Here is a 14037-nt window from a genome sequence, read left to right as displayed (position 1 = left end):
CAATAAACAGTGATAAAAATCGGCCCCTTTAGAAATATACTGAAATTTTCAGAGCTAGGAGCATTCCCGTCAAGTGCTCCCTACTTTTGGATGCCCTTTTTTTACTGAAGTTGTTCTTGCTTCTCATCAGACTCTTTTTCAGGAGACTTAGGCGTATAATTTGAAGCTCCCTCTAAGTTACCTAAGCTAATATCTAAAGTTACCGTATAATCCAACGGTACATAAAGATTATACGCACTCATTCCAACCACGGTCCCTTTGGGTTCAGCTGAATCAACATATTTTACTGTGTACTGAATATTCGCTCCTTTTGATTGGAAGTCATCATAGAATTGCTTTTGAAGATCCCCTTCCAACGTACTTCCCCTGAGATCCTTTAAATATGGCTGCCCAGCAGAATAATATACTTTTAATTTCAACTCATCTTTACTCGTCAGTTGAGTACCCGCCTCAACACTTTGAGAAATCAATTGTCCATATGGTACATTGTTGGTAAAAACACTTTTGGCTTGAACTGTTAAACCTTCTACAGCTGTCGCTGCTTCTTCTTGCGTATACTCAGCAAAATTTGGAACAACATAACCTTTACCTAATGACACGTTCACAGTCATACTGTCTTTTTTAGCCACTTTTTGATCCTTAGCAATGCTTTGAGAAATAATACTTTCTGCTGGAACCTCCGCTGAACTTGCTTCCTCATAAGTTACTTTGATATCATTCGTTTTTGCCCAGCTTTCAACTTCACTCTTCATTTTTTTGGTGAAGTCAGGAACAGAAATATTTTTTTCAAAGGTTTCTTTGCCTTTAGAATAATACATATTTGCTTTATCTTTTCGTTTATAATTGTCCTTATTCACTTCTTTGTTCACAATTTCAAAGCGGATTGCTTTCCCTTTTTCTATCGAATCACTGTATTCATCGATTAAGGATACATTATCTGCTTGATTGTCTTTTATCCATTTTTCTGCTTCTGATTTTTTCATCGTCATAAAATCAGGCAATGCCACTTTTTCTTCTGGATCTGCGCCTAAGCTTGATTTGACAGTCAATTCAGCACCTTTTTTGAGTTTGCTTCCTTGTTTTGAATTTTGTGAAATGACTTTGTTTATGTCTATTTCTTTATTGTACGTTTGCTCGACAGTTAATTTCAGTTTGTTTTCGGTTGCCCAAGCTCGTGCTTCAGCCAAATCTTTTCCTGTAAAATCAGGTAGCTTAACGTGAGTCATTTGATAGTAAGCAAAATATACTAAACAAAGTACAAGCACACTTAGTATGCCACTTAATATCATTTTTTGTTTTCTTTTCTTATGATACGTTGGATCTATTTCTGTCCCATCATCTAACTGAGTGCTTCGTGATTGAATCGGAATTTCTTGCTCTGTTTCAATGTCCGTTTTTTTAGATTCAGTCCGATTGTTTGGTCCGATTTTAGTGGTTCTTTCGTTGACTAGCTCTTTTGACGGTTGTACCTCTGATTCCTGTTTTGGTAATTCTGCTTTATCACGAAGTTTTTTTTCTTTCGTATCTTCGTAATTCGATTTATTGAAGTTAGATAAAAAGTCACTCATTGACTATCAACTCACCTTGCTTAAGAAAATAAGTTTTGTCTGATTGCTTCGCTATCTCGTTTGAGTGCGTTACAACAATTACACATTTATTATGTGTTTCAGCTAAGTCTTTGAAAATATCAACGATTTCTTGTTCCATTCCTTCGTCTAAGTTTCCTGTCGGTTCATCTGCAAGGATGATATCCACATTCGTTGCCAGAGCTCTAGCAATTGCTACCCGCTGCTGTTCCCCACCTGATAATTGACCGATTAACCGATCCGCTTTGGTTTTATTGATGCCAATATAATCTAATAAATTATAGGCTACTTCACGATGGTCTTTGGGCATATCATTGTCTGTAATCGACATCGCAACTAAAACATTTTCCAAAGCAGTCAGATACGGGACCAAATTGTAACTTTGAAAAATAATACTGATATCATCTCTACGATACTTTTCCAACCCGATACTTTTGATATTTTGACCTTTATACATGACTTCACCAGATTTGGGTTCATCCAATGCACTGATCAACGAAAGAAAGGTTGTTTTTCCTGAACCAGATTGTCCTAAAATCGTGTAAAATTGTCCTTGTTCAAAATTAATGGACGTATCTTGTAAAATCATCCGCCGTTTGTCGCCATCTTGATAAAAATAGCTCACGTTTTTTGTTTGTAAAATTGTCATATTGGTTTCCTCCTACATCATGATTTTTTTTGGATTCAACCGTAAGACATATGTCAAAGGTAAAATCGCAGATAATAAAACTGTACTTAATCCTGCAATCAAGAAGGTCATGATATAGCTCATTGAAAATTTCACTTCATAAGCACTAGCGACATCTTCTGTAGTCAAGGTTGGCAAACTAGAACCGCCACCGATCATCATTGCGCCACCAGAACTTGCTGCATCACCTGTTTGTGAAAATGCATCGCTAGCAATCAAAGATTCTGAAACCATTTTCCCAAGAACATTTCCTGTAATTAGTGAGACACACATTGCAACTAGACTAATCAGCAACAATTCTATGACGATTTGCTGCATGACTTTCGCTCTTGTTTCCCCTAATGAAAGATAGATACCTAATTCATGTTTACGATCACGTAAAAAGAGAATGACCACTAAAGAAATAATCAATAATGTGGCACCAATCGCCAAAAGAACAACATAACCAGAAATTTGCGACATTTTTTTGAATGTCCCTCCAACTTGATCGTATTGATCGGTCGAAGCTGTTAACTTGTAGCCTTCTGGAATCAATGGCTTGGCTTCTTCTTTAAAAGCTTCGACATCTTCTGGTGTTTTAAGGACATAGACAGGTACGATTTGATTCATATCGTCCACTGTTGCTTCAGTTCCATCCGTATTTTTATACCGATCTGGTAGTAATTCTTTCCCTTTATCAAATTCAGCTTTATTGATATTGATCACAGCGTCATTTGGCATATAGAGCGTATTGAATTGTTCAGTTTCCATAAACTGCTCATTCATTCCTTGTTGCTCTTTTCCATCTGACTTTTTCTTTTCAACACTAATCGGATCAAACAGACCAATAATTTCAACAGGATGGTCTTGGCTCGCTAGTTCTTCTTGTGAACCATCCTGTTTGTAATCCACAACTAAACTATCTAAAACGACTTTGTCCCCAACATTAAACCCATTTTCTTCTGCCACCTTTTTTGACATGATAGCGACATCTTTCCCATTGTTGATTTCCTCTTGCTTAAAGGTCCGCCCTTCCACAAGTTTGACTTTCTTGTCTTTAAAATCTAACGGCTCTAGTAAGTTATTTCCCTTAAGATTTAATACTTTAGGCATTCCGCCAAAGTCAGCTGTATTTTTCATCTCATAAGTTTTGATTTTTTTGACGATTAAGCTGGATTTCACATTATAATCAAATTCCTTCACATAGGTAGACTCACCTAGTTTTTTCATATCCTCTACTTTTAAAGAGGTTGGCGATACTGTTTCCCCTTCATCCATCATTTTTTGATAGTCAAAATCAACACTTACAGTCGCACCTAGATCATGCTTGATTTTCTTTTCTACATTCGCAGTGGATTGCTGAATAGCAATCGATCCTGCTATAACGTTTCCTAATATAAAAATAACGGCAAATAAGATTACTGATTTTCCTTTTCTTCTTGTCACGCTGCATATTGCCCGATTCCAATAGTTCATACATTATTCCTTTCCACTTCAAAACGATCAAGAACCCTTAAGCCACAACATTAATGCGGCTTAGTTTTCTAAAACGTCTTTGATAAATGATAGTTTTCTACCATTCAACCCCCATAATTCATCCACATAGTCAGCGATCTCTTTCGATTCTGAACTGACAATGATGCACTTCTTTTCATTTTTTGCGTATATACGTAAATAACTCATAACCATCGCTAATGATAATTCGCTTAGTGACTTTGTAGGGTCATCCAGTAAAATAATCTGCGGATCATTCACAACTGCTTTGGCTAAATAGACACGCTGCTGATTAGAAACAGACAATTTTTGGATTGGTTGGTTAGCCAGTTTTTTATCTAGTCCAACTTTTTTCAATAGTTCGTAGAAATAACAATCGTCATAACTTTGTTTAGCAGAGGAAATCGCACATAACTTAAGAAATCTTAAAGCACTTACTTGCGATAATACATTGTATTGTTGAAAGATTGTTCCGATTTCCTTTTGACGATACTGATTTCGATCAATTAATCCAAGGTTTTGCTCCTTAAAAAGAATGCTACCAGAATCAACTGTGCTAATCCCTGCAAGTAACGCTAGTAATGTTGTTTTCCCTACTCCGCTTTTTCCTAGAATACCGTAAACCTTCCCCATTGAAAAATTGATTGTGACATCCTCTAGCACAGTCACTTGTTTTTTCTTATGCGTATATACTATATTTTTAAGAGAGAGAATCGTCATTCGTCTAGATTCCTTTCTAACAAAAATTCAATTGTCTCAAATTTGAAAAGCTTATAACTATAGACAGTGATGATCGTAATGAAATATAAGCTAATGATTCCAATCATAGAAATGAACGATACATGATTGAATTTCATAGGAATCGATGTGATTGTTTCATTTGTTCCATTAGAAACAACACTAAATAGCTGATCGACATTTCCCATCACTACTCTTTGATTCATTAATTGCCAATCTGCAATTGGTTGTACGATCCAGCTTGCTGTCAAAAAAGCGAAAGCAAAACTAACCATGGTCACAATTAATAATTCAATTATCCTACTTTTGATAAGTTGTGCCTTAGTTATCCCAATATTACGCAACACACAAATTTCAGCTTGCTTTTTTTTGAACATATGAATTGAAAATAATATCAAACCAAAGTTTCCAAAAATTAAAAAGCCTAATAAAACCGTCCCAGCTAGGGTTACTACTCCATTAACAGGACTTAAAAGCATGTTCATATTGCCTTCGTTGGTGACAACTTGATATTCACTAGGTAATCCCTTTGCTTTTACTTCTTTTAAAAAATTGTCAAAAGCAGCCCTAGTTGTTAATTCATAGGATACACTGTTATCTCCTAGAGAATCAAACTCGTTCATAGTACGTATCGTTTCCCAATTCGTAAAGATATCATTTCCGAGAATCTTCATCACCATAGATGCCTCATTTGATTGCGTTGTTTTTTTGGGTTGATAGATTCCCGCAACAATTAACTTTTTCCCCTCATTCTTTTCATTGACAGGGACTATGACCTGAATTGAATCACCAATTTTAAGCTTATTTAACTGCGCAAACTCATTACTGATCAAACACTCATCCATTTTTAGATTGGGACTTCCAGAACGAATTTCCATATTACTTTCAGCAAGCTCACTCATCAGATCTTTTGGATCAACACCAAACCATGTAGCAGCTGTTTGATAAGAGTAGAGCGTACTCTCGTCATCTTCTAATTTTTGAAATTGAGCAGGTATAGGCAGGGCGCTTGTGTTCAATTTTGGAAATGAAACAGGCAGACTGCCGACCATTTTTATTCCTTTTACATAGTCAGATGCTCCAAATTTGAGATATTGTTCTTTTGTTAGTTTTTTTTCATGCGTTGAATTACTTAAATCTGGTTCTAGAATCGTCACTAAGGTCATAAACTGTTTACTATAATTTTTAGTGAATAATTTAGCCGAAGTGTACATAGTGTTTGTGATCATGGTGACCAAAATCAAAAGAAATAAAATGATACCGACTAGTATATGACTCCAGATGTGTCTTCTAAGATTTAAGCAAGCATGTTTAAAGACGAACATGATCTAGCTCTCCTCCTTTCTTGGTACTACAATACCAAATCAATTGTTAACTGAATGTTAACTTTCAGCAATTTGCGGAAATGATAAATAAAATGTGGATCCTTGATTCTCTTTACTTTCGACATAGACAAAGCCTTGACATAAATCACAAACATGAGAAACCACTGATAAACCAATCCCGTAACCATCTTGTTTTAGTCCATTGATTCGATAATTATGATTAAAAATATTCGTATGCACTTGTGGTTCGATCCCTTTGCCATGGTCTTTTATTTCAACTATAATGCTGCCTTTTCGGTTATTGACAGAAACTTCAATAGGTTTGTTCTCACCATATTTGATGGCATTGTCTACTAAATTCGATACTGCCCGATAAATCCAACGGTTTTTGCCTAAGATCAAGGTCGATTCAATTTCATTAAAAGAAAACGTGAGATTGGGATAGCTTTTTCGATAGGTATCGCAAACTTCCGCACAAATTAATGAAACATCGACCTGTTCACTCATCGCCTCTTCAGTGCTGTTGGACAAGGTTAAGATATCATCGATACTGTCTGTCAAACGATCTAAAATCTGGAGATTCCCACTTTCATTTTGTTCTAATTCCAAATTAGCTCTTAAAATGGCGATTGCATTCTTCTGTTCATGAGTAAGGTAGCTACTGAGCCTTTTATAATCATCCAGGTTTCCATCAAATTTATCTCTAAGTTGTTTAAAGGCTGTAGCAACCGCTTTATCTTCAACTTTTTCTTCAGAAAATTTTTCTAAAAACTGTAAATCATGAATGATCGACACCATTTGTTTGGTATAGATTCGTCTCAAAACATACCATAAGCTCATGGTTAACACTAACAAAGCTGAGCATACAACTAAAATGATCATTGGCAAATATTTTAATAGACTATTCAAATAAATGTCATCTAACGCTTCGGTACTGACTAACTCCGAGGCTTTTAGTTCAACTGTTGCAGTCGCTGGTGAGATTGGTTCACTAGCATCATTCACGACATAAATAGCTGAACCAATCGACTGACCGATATTTTGTGCACGCCAATTACTTTTTACAGCAAAAAAACCGCCACCGATGATCAAGATGACAAAAAAAGCAAAGGTTAAAACGGTTAAACTGATTTTAAAATTTATTCGCATAATTGATATCCTTTCGCTCGAATCGTTTTAAGTAATTCTTTTCCGGAAGCTTGAGCAAGCTGTTTCTTTAATCGAGCCAAATGGACCCGCAAAACAGAAGAAAATGGATCGAAATTTTCATCATAAACATGTTCAGCTATTTTTTCCGTTGAAACAACTGCTGGATGCTGCTGAGCAATACATAACAAAATATCAAATTCTTTTGGTTTTAAAAACACTTCCGTATCGCCATAGCTGACAAACCGTTTTACTGGATCGATCATCAATTGATCGATCTTGATAAAAGGCGTTGTCCGTCCATGAAAACGTCGAATAACCGCGCGAATACGGGCCACTAATTCTAGCAATTCAAATGGTTTGACTAAATAATCATCCGCACCAAAATCAAGTCCTTTCGCACGCTCTTCGATTTCATCTCTAGCGGTAGTAATAATGATCGGCGTGTCAATGGTTGATTCTCTTAAAAAATTTAAGATCGATAAACCATCTCTATCCGGTAAATTCAAATCTAATAAAATAGCATCATACGCATTCACATAGGCTTTTTCTTCACCAACTAGACCGGAAAAAGCGAGATCAACTGAAAAATTTTCTCGTTCCAATCCTTTTTGTACAGACATTGCCAATTCACGATTATCTTCAATAATTAAAATTCTCATCTGATCGTTCCTCTCAAAATCACTGTCATTGTGAACAATAGTTATCTCACTAAGATACTATAACTATGCTTGATTTGTCCATGTTTCATTTTTTTAATACAAAAAAACAGCCCACATTGCTACTCACAAATAGGGCTGTTGTTCTTTTTATTCTTGACTATTTTTAAAGTTCACGTAAAATACTCGCTACTTTAGTAGTGATCAAATCAATCGCCACATGATTTTCGCCACCTTCTGGAACAATCACATCGGCATAGCGTTTCGTTGGCTCAATAAATTGATGATACATGGGTTTAACCACCGTTAAATATTGTTCAATAACAGAATCTAGCGTTCTGCCACGTTCTTCCATATCTCGCTTGATTCTACGAATGATACGGATATCATCATCTGTATCCACATAAAGCTTGATATCCATCAGCTCTCTTAGGTGGCTATCTTCCAAAATCAAGATACCTTCTAAAATGATAACTTCTTTTGGCTCTTGAATCAAAACATCAGAGCTTCTCGTATGAGCCACATAATCATACACTGGTTTTTCGATTGTCTGATAGTTTATCAGTTGTTGTAAATGAGCAATCAACAAGTCCGTATCAAAAGCGAACGGATGATCATAATTTGTCTTCAAGCGCTCTTCAAAACTCAGGTTGCTTTGATCTTTATAATAAGAATCTTGTTCCAGCATCATGATCGAATGATTTGGAAAGTGATTGAAAATCGCCCGACTAACACTGGTTTTTCCACTGCCGGAACCGCCAGTAACACCAATCACGATTGGTTGAGTATTTTTCATTCAAGGTAACCTCTCTCTTATAAGTCTAAAAGTCTTAATAACCTTTTTCTATTATAATAGAAACTCGAAAGAAAGCTACAATTTTTTCTATTTTTTTAAAATTATGAGTTTCGTTATGGTTTTAGGCAACTCTATAGCCTAATTCTCTGTAGAGATTGCAGACTCTCACGATTGATTGCTTTAATTCATTTCAAAGCAGTCTCAACCACATTCTGATCTATTGACTATTTTTTTTAAGAGATAAATACTCTTCACGAGCCTCTTTTGATGCTTGTTTCATCGTTGGGTAGGCTTTTTTTATATCATTTGCCGTAATGAAAAAGAAAATAATAGCTATAATCTCAAGCGGAAAAACGATCAACCCCATTAAGCCCAACGCTACATCACCAGTTCCCCCATTTGAAATTTCAGAAATCATTAAAATTCCCATTATAAGACCAATTAGATCTGCAACATACATTAATATTGGGGCAACATACTTTCTTTTAGAGACCAATTCTAACTTACTTGCGCCAATATGTGCAAAAATTATAAAAACAAAAATAATCGTCCCTATGGATCTTACATTTATGCCTAAAAAAGGCAATATAAACACAGCAATAATAATGATTGGTATTGAAAAATAATACCCATAAGTTTGATACGGCCTAACCTTATCTTTCATTTCTTGTTTTGCACCCTTTAAATTTTCTCTCACTGTTAATTTCCTCCTTAATTTTGAACCTATTTATTTAATCATATATTTTCAGATTCTGTCAACACACTCTGAAAAGACCTCTTTTCCTTTATTGCTCTAAACTGTCATTTTTGATAAACTATTCTTTCATTCATTCACTTCACCTAGAGAGGAAAAATCCAGATGATGATTAGAAAAATTCAAGAAATCCAGTCACTTCACTATGACTTATTGCAATCAGCTGATCCAGATCATCGTTTAGTCGCAGAGTATGTAAAACGCGGAGTATGTTTTGAGGTTATTTTAAATGAGCAGATTGTAGGTATCTTAGTCTTATTGCCGACACGCCCAGAAACTCTGGAAATCATTAATATCGCCGTCTCTGATCACTACCAGGGGCAAGGAATTGGTGAAACAATGATACATTTTGCACTAGATCATGCCAAACAAAATCACTATAAAACAGTAGAAATCGGAACTGGCAGCACTAGCTTAGGCCAATTGTATCTCTATCAAAAATGTGGATTTCGTATGAGTGGTATTGATCGCGATTTTTTTGTTCGTCACTACAAAGATGAAATTGTTGAAAACAAGCTAATTTTGAAAGATATGGTTCGTTTAAGCCAAGACGTATAAAACATACTAAGATTAGAGGGTAAACTCATCTGTCGATAAGTTTACCCTCTAACCCTAGTATGGAGTGGAAGGTAACTCCTTCTTATTTCTCAGTGCTACACAATTTTGCCTCTACCTCTTTTTTAATCTAATATATCAAAAATGTCATCTAACCGGCTGATTTCATAATTAGGTTGAATTGTTGCTGATGCTGCTTGTTTTGTTGGATTAAGCCAAAGCGTTTGAATTCCAGCTAACTGCCCGCCTTGAATGTCCGAGGCTAACGAATCCCCAATGATCATTGTTTTTTCCCTTTCAAAATTAGGAATTCGTTCGAACACATAATCAAAATATTCTTTCATCGGTTTTTGATAACCAACTTCTTCTGAAACAAAGATATCATTAAAAAATTTCGTCATTTGAGAATCATTTAAGCGTTGATACTGGGTTTTTGCCACCCCATTTGTGACAATATACAACTCGTAATCGAAATTAAGTTTTTCGATGACAGCTTTGCTATTCCCTAACAAGTCATGTCCTTGGCTTAAATGATAGCGATATTGCTCCCCCATCTTTTTGCCATCGACTTTTTTGTTCAATTGTTGAAACAATAAACTAAAACGGGTATCTGTCACAGTGGCTTTGTCTGTTTTTCCTTGCTCAAACTCTCGCCATAATCGGCTATTAATTTTCTTGTAAATCGCTTCTATCTCATCTGTCAACGTCAATTCTTCTTCTTGAAATAGCGCTTTTAACGCCTTTCTCTCCGTTAATTGAAAATCCAATAATGTATCATCAACATCAAATAGTAGTGTTGTAAATTTCATGCTTCACACTCGTTTCTTTTTTATGTATAGTGAAATAAGGCAACAATGCCTGTAATTCTTCTGGATTTAAAGAACGATACTCACCTGAGCTAAGCATTGGATCCAATACGACTGGTCCCATTGATAACCGTTTCAAGTAAATCACCTTTTTGCCCACAGCTAAAAACATTTTTTTCACTTGATGGAATTTTCCTTCTGTAATATCCAGATAAGCCTGACTTTGATGTTCTTCAGCGGACAAAATCTGAAGTTTAGCTGCTAGGCACTTTTTGCCATCCGAAAACACAATTCCTTGTGCAAATGCTACGCAATCTTCCTTCGTCAGTCGTTCATTAACGATCACTTCGTAGCGTTTTAGTACTTTTTTTTGTGGTTGCAAAAGCTGGTAACCCAGTTGACCATTATCTGTGAGCAGTAATAGTCCTTCTGTATCTCTGTCTAGTCTGCCAATAGGATATAACCCTGCTCTTTGATCTTTTTTCTCGATTAAATCGATAACCGTTTGGTGTTTGACATCCCTGACGGCGGTCACAACACCTTGAGGCTTATTCAGCATATAATAGACATGTGTTTTTTGCAGTATTTGCCGCTCCCCAACAAAAATTTCATGCAAAGCTGCATCTACATTTAAACTTTCATCCATAATGATATGTCCGTCAACTCTCACTTGCTTACTACGAATCAGGGCTTTGACTTTCCTTCGAGAACCAAAATTTTCCTGTTCCATTAATTTATCTAAACGCATGTACTTTCCTCATTTCACTTAATAGTTTAGTACAAAGTGCAACGAATGGAAAGAAAACACGACTAATTTTATTTTACAAGTAACAAAACAATCTTTAAGTAAAAATTAAAAGACACCCGCTATTCGCTCTCTTCCCTTGACTTAAATTTGAATTCGCGTTATGGTTGATGTAGAAAGTGAATAAGGTTTCTCAAAAACAGCGTAATGACCTGGGAGAGAATAAGATATCATATGGAATTTCCCCCTGGATAATTGTGCACAATTATTCGGGATTTTTTTGTCTTTGCTGTCCTCTTGATAGAAGTTGCTTGTTCGTCTCATAAATGAACCGAAGAGCTTTAGCTAAGTTCCAACTTTTATCCATTTACACGAAGCGTCAGTAAAACTCCTTTTTTACATTATTTTGCTTTTTGCAGATAACCAAATATAAATTCATTTTGATTTATCAAGCTATTGGGCTAGTTCTTTAGAACTCAATGAGCCCCATTACGCTTTAAATTTAAGGAGGATTTTGGTTATGTCAGTATCATTAGAAGTTAAAGAAAGAGCTGTCCGTCCACGTTCCCTAAGAAATCAACTACGTCACACTGGTCAAGTTCCCGCCGTTGTTTATGGATTTGAAATTGAAAGTACGCCTATTTCAGTTGATCAAAAAGAATTAACAAAAATTTTACGAGATAATGGCGCCAACGCTGTAATCACAATGACTATTGGTGGAAAAAAAATCAATACATTGATGTTTAAAGCACAATTAGATACATTCACCAGCCAAATGAAGCACGTCGAGTTTCTTGCTGTAAACATGAAAGAAACAACTGAAGTTGAAGCTGAAATCGTTCTTGTTGGTGAATCTGCTGGAGTCAAAGTTGGTGGAGAATTAAACCAAAACTTATATAATGTGCTTGTTTCCGCTACACCAGATAAATTACCAGAGCGTGTAGAAGTTGACATTACCAAACTTGCTATTGGCGATGCCATCACTGTGGCTGATCTACCCAAAAATAAAGATTACGATATTATTACTGATGGTGAAGAACAAATTGCAGCCGTTGTAGAAGCTAAAGCAGCTGAAGAAGAATCTACTGGCGAAGCAGCTGAGCCTACTGTGATTGGTGAAAAACCAGAATAAAGCATTGATTGAATAGAACTTAAAAGAGATAAAGTCTTTGAACCGACCCCAAAAAGTTAGACCAAAAATCTAATTTTTTGGAGGTCGGTATTTTTATGTCTAAATATAGCTTTGAACTTAAACTAAAAATTGTTCAAGAATATCTGGTAGGGAAAGGAGGAATACAAGCTTTAGCAAATAAGCATGGGGTTAAAGCGGCGGAACAAGTCCATAGGTGGATCAATGCTTATCAAGAATTTGGTGAAGAAGGTCTTTTACGAAAACGTCAAAATCAGAATTATTCTGTTCAATTCAAGCTAAATGCGATAGAGTTATATCAAACAAGTGAGCTCTCCTATCGTGAAGTTGCCAATATTCTTGAAATGAATAATCCAACTCTTATTGCCAACTGGATGCGAAAATTCCGAAAAGAAGGAATCGATGGGCTCTCAAAAGAGAAAGGGCGTCTATCTACCGTGCCAAAAAAAGAAGAACAGACAAAGAAGCATTTAATGAAAGAAACGCTAGAAGAACAGAATCGCATCAAAGAATTAGAAAAGCAGGTTCGTACTCTTCAAATTGAAAATGCCTTTTTAAAAGAACTGAGGAAGCTGCGAAAACAGGAAGCTCAACAACGACGAGTGAATCAATCGCGCGAATCATCGCAAGCCTCCGAGGACAGTTCAAATTAGTTGAGCTTCTTGAAGCATTGAATTTTTCTAAATCAACCTTTATGTATTGGCAAAAACGATTTGACCGAAAAAATCCAAATCAGGAAATTGAAACAGAGATGCTTCATATTCGTCAAAAGCATAAAGATTACGGCTGTTTACGAATGACGAACGAACTAAGGAGCCGAGGATTCCACGTGAATAAAAAGAAAGTTCAACGCTTAATTCGAAAGCTAAGGATTGAAGTCCGCTCTTATACACGGAAATCCCGTCGCTATAGCTCGTATCGTGGAAAAGTTGGAACGATTGCCAAGAACCGAATCCAACGTCGCTTTTACACGAGTGTTTGTCATCAAAAAATAACGACAGATACAACAGAATTAAAGTATTTTGATTGTGATCCCAAAGGAATCATTCGTCAAAAAAAGTTATACTTAGATCCTTTTATGGATATGTATAATAGTGAAATTCTTTCTTATCGTATCTCAGAAAAACCAAATGCACTGGCAATAATGGAAGGATTAGAAGAAGCAATCAGACTGACGAATGATTGTCCTTATCGTCGCACCTTTCACTCAGATCAAGGTTGGGCGTATCAAATGAAAGCTTACAGCTATAAACTGAAGAAACAGAACATTTTTCAAAGTATGTCTCGAAAAGGCAATTGTCTAGATAACTCAATCATGGAGAACTTCTTTAGTCTTTTAAAACAAGAAATTTATCACGGGAAAACCTATTCTGGTTTTGAAGAACTAAAAATGGCAATTGATAACTATATCTATTATTACAACAACGAACGACTGAAAAAGAAACTGAACTGGAAAAGTCCTGTACAGTTTCGAATAGCCGAAAGTAAAGCAGCTTAATAACGAATAAAAAACGGAGTAGATTTCTCTACTCCGAAAAAAGTCTAACTTTTTGGGGTCACTACATTGACTTTATCTCTTTTTTGCTCTTTTATTGAGCTTATTTACTTGCAGTTAT

Annotated in this window: 14 protein-coding genes; 3 read left to right on the top strand and 11 right to left on the bottom strand. The window is 35.8% G+C overall.

Annotated features, from left to right (window positions below; translation table 11 throughout):
* Positions 1 to 101: 101 nt before the first annotated feature.
* The 9 genes from IGJ55_RS02865 to IGJ55_RS02825 form a co-directional block, all read right to left on the bottom strand.
* A complete protein-coding gene (locus IGJ55_RS02865; protein ID WP_430607271.1) occupies positions 102 to 1568 on the bottom strand; it encodes a PASTA domain-containing protein in 1467 nt (488 codons plus the stop codon).
* Positions 1561 to 2235, bottom strand: coding sequence for an ABC transporter ATP-binding protein (locus IGJ55_RS02860; RefSeq protein ID WP_430607270.1), 675 nt, complete (start codon positions 2233 to 2235; stop codon positions 1561 to 1563). The genes IGJ55_RS02865 and IGJ55_RS02860 overlap by 8 nt, the downstream gene beginning before the upstream one ends.
* 12 nt (positions 2236 to 2247) lie before the next feature.
* Positions 2248 to 3729 carry an ABC transporter permease gene (locus IGJ55_RS02855; RefSeq protein WP_207120262.1) on the bottom strand — a complete coding sequence of 494 codons (1482 nt, stop codon included), beginning with the start codon at positions 3727 to 3729 and terminating at the stop codon, positions 2248 to 2250.
* Positions 3730 to 3789: 60 nt separating this feature from the next.
* Entirely contained in the window at positions 3790 to 4467 is a 678-nt protein-coding gene (locus tag IGJ55_RS02850) for an ATP-binding cassette domain-containing protein (protein WP_429950139.1), read from the bottom strand.
* A complete protein-coding gene (locus IGJ55_RS02845; RefSeq protein WP_207120264.1) occupies positions 4464 to 5810 on the bottom strand; it encodes an ABC transporter permease in 1347 nt (448 codons plus the stop codon). Before IGJ55_RS02845 ends, IGJ55_RS02850 begins: the two co-directional genes overlap by 4 nt.
* Positions 5811 to 5867: 57 nt before the next feature.
* Positions 5868 to 6959, bottom strand: a complete 1092-nt coding sequence (locus IGJ55_RS02840; protein WP_207120265.1) for a sensor histidine kinase — start codon at positions 6957 to 6959, stop codon at positions 5868 to 5870.
* Entirely contained in the window at positions 6950 to 7618 is a 669-nt protein-coding gene (locus IGJ55_RS02835) for a response regulator transcription factor (RefSeq protein ID WP_069638893.1), read from the bottom strand. The genes IGJ55_RS02840 and IGJ55_RS02835 overlap by 10 nt, the downstream gene beginning before the upstream one ends.
* 163 nt (positions 7619 to 7781) lie before the next feature.
* Complete coding sequence (gene udk, locus IGJ55_RS02830) at positions 7782 to 8411, bottom strand: uridine kinase (RefSeq protein ID WP_430607269.1); 630 nt, start codon at positions 8409 to 8411, stop codon at positions 7782 to 7784.
* 217 nt (positions 8412 to 8628) lie between these two features.
* Positions 8629 to 9108, bottom strand: a complete 480-nt coding sequence (locus IGJ55_RS02825) for a hypothetical protein (RefSeq protein ID WP_100630402.1) — start codon at positions 9106 to 9108, stop codon at positions 8629 to 8631.
* Between the two features lie 165 nt (positions 9109 to 9273).
* Between IGJ55_RS02825 and IGJ55_RS02820 the strand changes: the two genes are divergently transcribed.
* Positions 9274 to 9723, top strand: a complete 450-nt coding sequence (locus tag IGJ55_RS02820; RefSeq protein ID WP_430608112.1) for a GNAT family N-acetyltransferase — start codon at positions 9274 to 9276, stop codon at positions 9721 to 9723.
* Between the two features lie 122 nt (positions 9724 to 9845).
* Here the strand turns inward: IGJ55_RS02820 and IGJ55_RS02815 are convergent, their stop codons facing one another.
* Both IGJ55_RS02815 and IGJ55_RS02810 read right to left on the bottom strand, forming a co-directional pair.
* Positions 9846 to 10529 carry a YjjG family noncanonical pyrimidine nucleotidase gene (locus IGJ55_RS02815; RefSeq protein WP_430607268.1) on the bottom strand — a complete coding sequence of 228 codons (684 nt, stop codon included), beginning with the start codon at positions 10527 to 10529 and terminating at the stop codon, positions 9846 to 9848.
* Positions 10504 to 11274: a 16S rRNA pseudouridine(516) synthase gene (locus IGJ55_RS02810; protein WP_430607267.1), complete on the bottom strand. Its 771-nt coding sequence runs from the start codon at positions 11272 to 11274 to the stop codon at positions 10504 to 10506. Before IGJ55_RS02810 ends, IGJ55_RS02815 begins: the two co-directional genes overlap by 26 nt.
* Before the next feature lie 517 nt (positions 11275 to 11791).
* On the opposite strand from IGJ55_RS02810, the gene IGJ55_RS02805 reads away from it, so the two are divergent.
* Together IGJ55_RS02805 and IGJ55_RS02800 are read left to right on the top strand one after the other, a co-directional pair.
* The gene (locus tag IGJ55_RS02805) at positions 11792 to 12403 is read left to right on the top strand and encodes a 50S ribosomal protein L25/general stress protein Ctc (RefSeq protein WP_069638888.1); all 612 of its coding nucleotides are present in this window, start codon (positions 11792 to 11794) and stop codon (positions 12401 to 12403) included.
* A 95-nt stretch (positions 12404 to 12498) separates the two neighbouring features.
* Positions 12499 to 13919 (top strand): IS3 family transposase gene (locus IGJ55_RS02800; RefSeq protein WP_430607266.1). Its coding sequence is split into 2 segments (ribosomal slippage): positions 12499 to 12976 and positions 12976 to 13919, totalling 1422 coding nucleotides; the frame shifts between segments, so codons are not numbered across the junction.
* Positions 13920 to 14037 lie beyond the last annotated feature (118 nt).

Origin of the sequence: Enterococcus sp. AZ170, from assembly GCF_050545135.1 — a bacterium.
GTDB lineage: Bacteria > Bacillota > Bacilli > Lactobacillales > Enterococcaceae > Enterococcus_L > Enterococcus_L ureilyticus.
This window is presented reverse-complemented; position numbering and strand designations above follow the sequence as displayed.

Coding starts and splice junctions, on each gene's coding strand:
- IGJ55_RS02845 (WP_207120264.1), bottom strand. CDS start 5,810: ATGTTCGTCTTTAAACATGCTTGCTTAAATCTTAGAAGACACATCTGG.
- IGJ55_RS02820 (WP_430608112.1), top strand. CDS start 9,274: ATGATTAGAAAAATTCAAGAAATCCAGTCACTTCACTATGACTTATTG.
- udk (WP_430607269.1), bottom strand. CDS start 8,411: ATGAAAAATACTCAACCAATCGTGATTGGTGTTACTGGCGGTTCCGGC.
- IGJ55_RS02850 (WP_429950139.1), bottom strand. CDS start 4,467: ATGACGATTCTCTCTCTTAAAAATATAGTATATACGCATAAGAAAAAA.
- IGJ55_RS02860 (WP_430607270.1), bottom strand. CDS start 2,235: ATGACAATTTTACAAACAAAAAACGTGAGCTATTTTTATCAAGATGGC.
- IGJ55_RS02810 (WP_430607267.1), bottom strand. CDS start 11,274: ATGCGTTTAGATAAATTAATGGAACAGGAAAATTTTGGTTCTCGAAGG.
- IGJ55_RS02865 (WP_430607271.1), bottom strand. CDS start 1,568: ATGAGTGACTTTTTATCTAACTTCAATAAATCGAATTACGAAGATACG.
- IGJ55_RS02835 (WP_069638893.1), bottom strand. CDS start 7,618: ATGAGAATTTTAATTATTGAAGATAATCGTGAATTGGCAATGTCTGTA.
- IGJ55_RS02815 (WP_430607268.1), bottom strand. CDS start 10,529: ATGAAATTTACAACACTACTATTTGATGTTGATGATACATTATTGGAT.
- IGJ55_RS02840 (WP_207120265.1), bottom strand. CDS start 6,959: ATGCGAATAAATTTTAAAATCAGTTTAACCGTTTTAACCTTTGCTTTT.
- IGJ55_RS02855 (WP_207120262.1), bottom strand. CDS start 3,729: ATGAACTATTGGAATCGGGCAATATGCAGCGTGACAAGAAGAAAAGGA.
- IGJ55_RS02805 (WP_069638888.1), top strand. CDS start 11,792: ATGTCAGTATCATTAGAAGTTAAAGAAAGAGCTGTCCGTCCACGTTCC.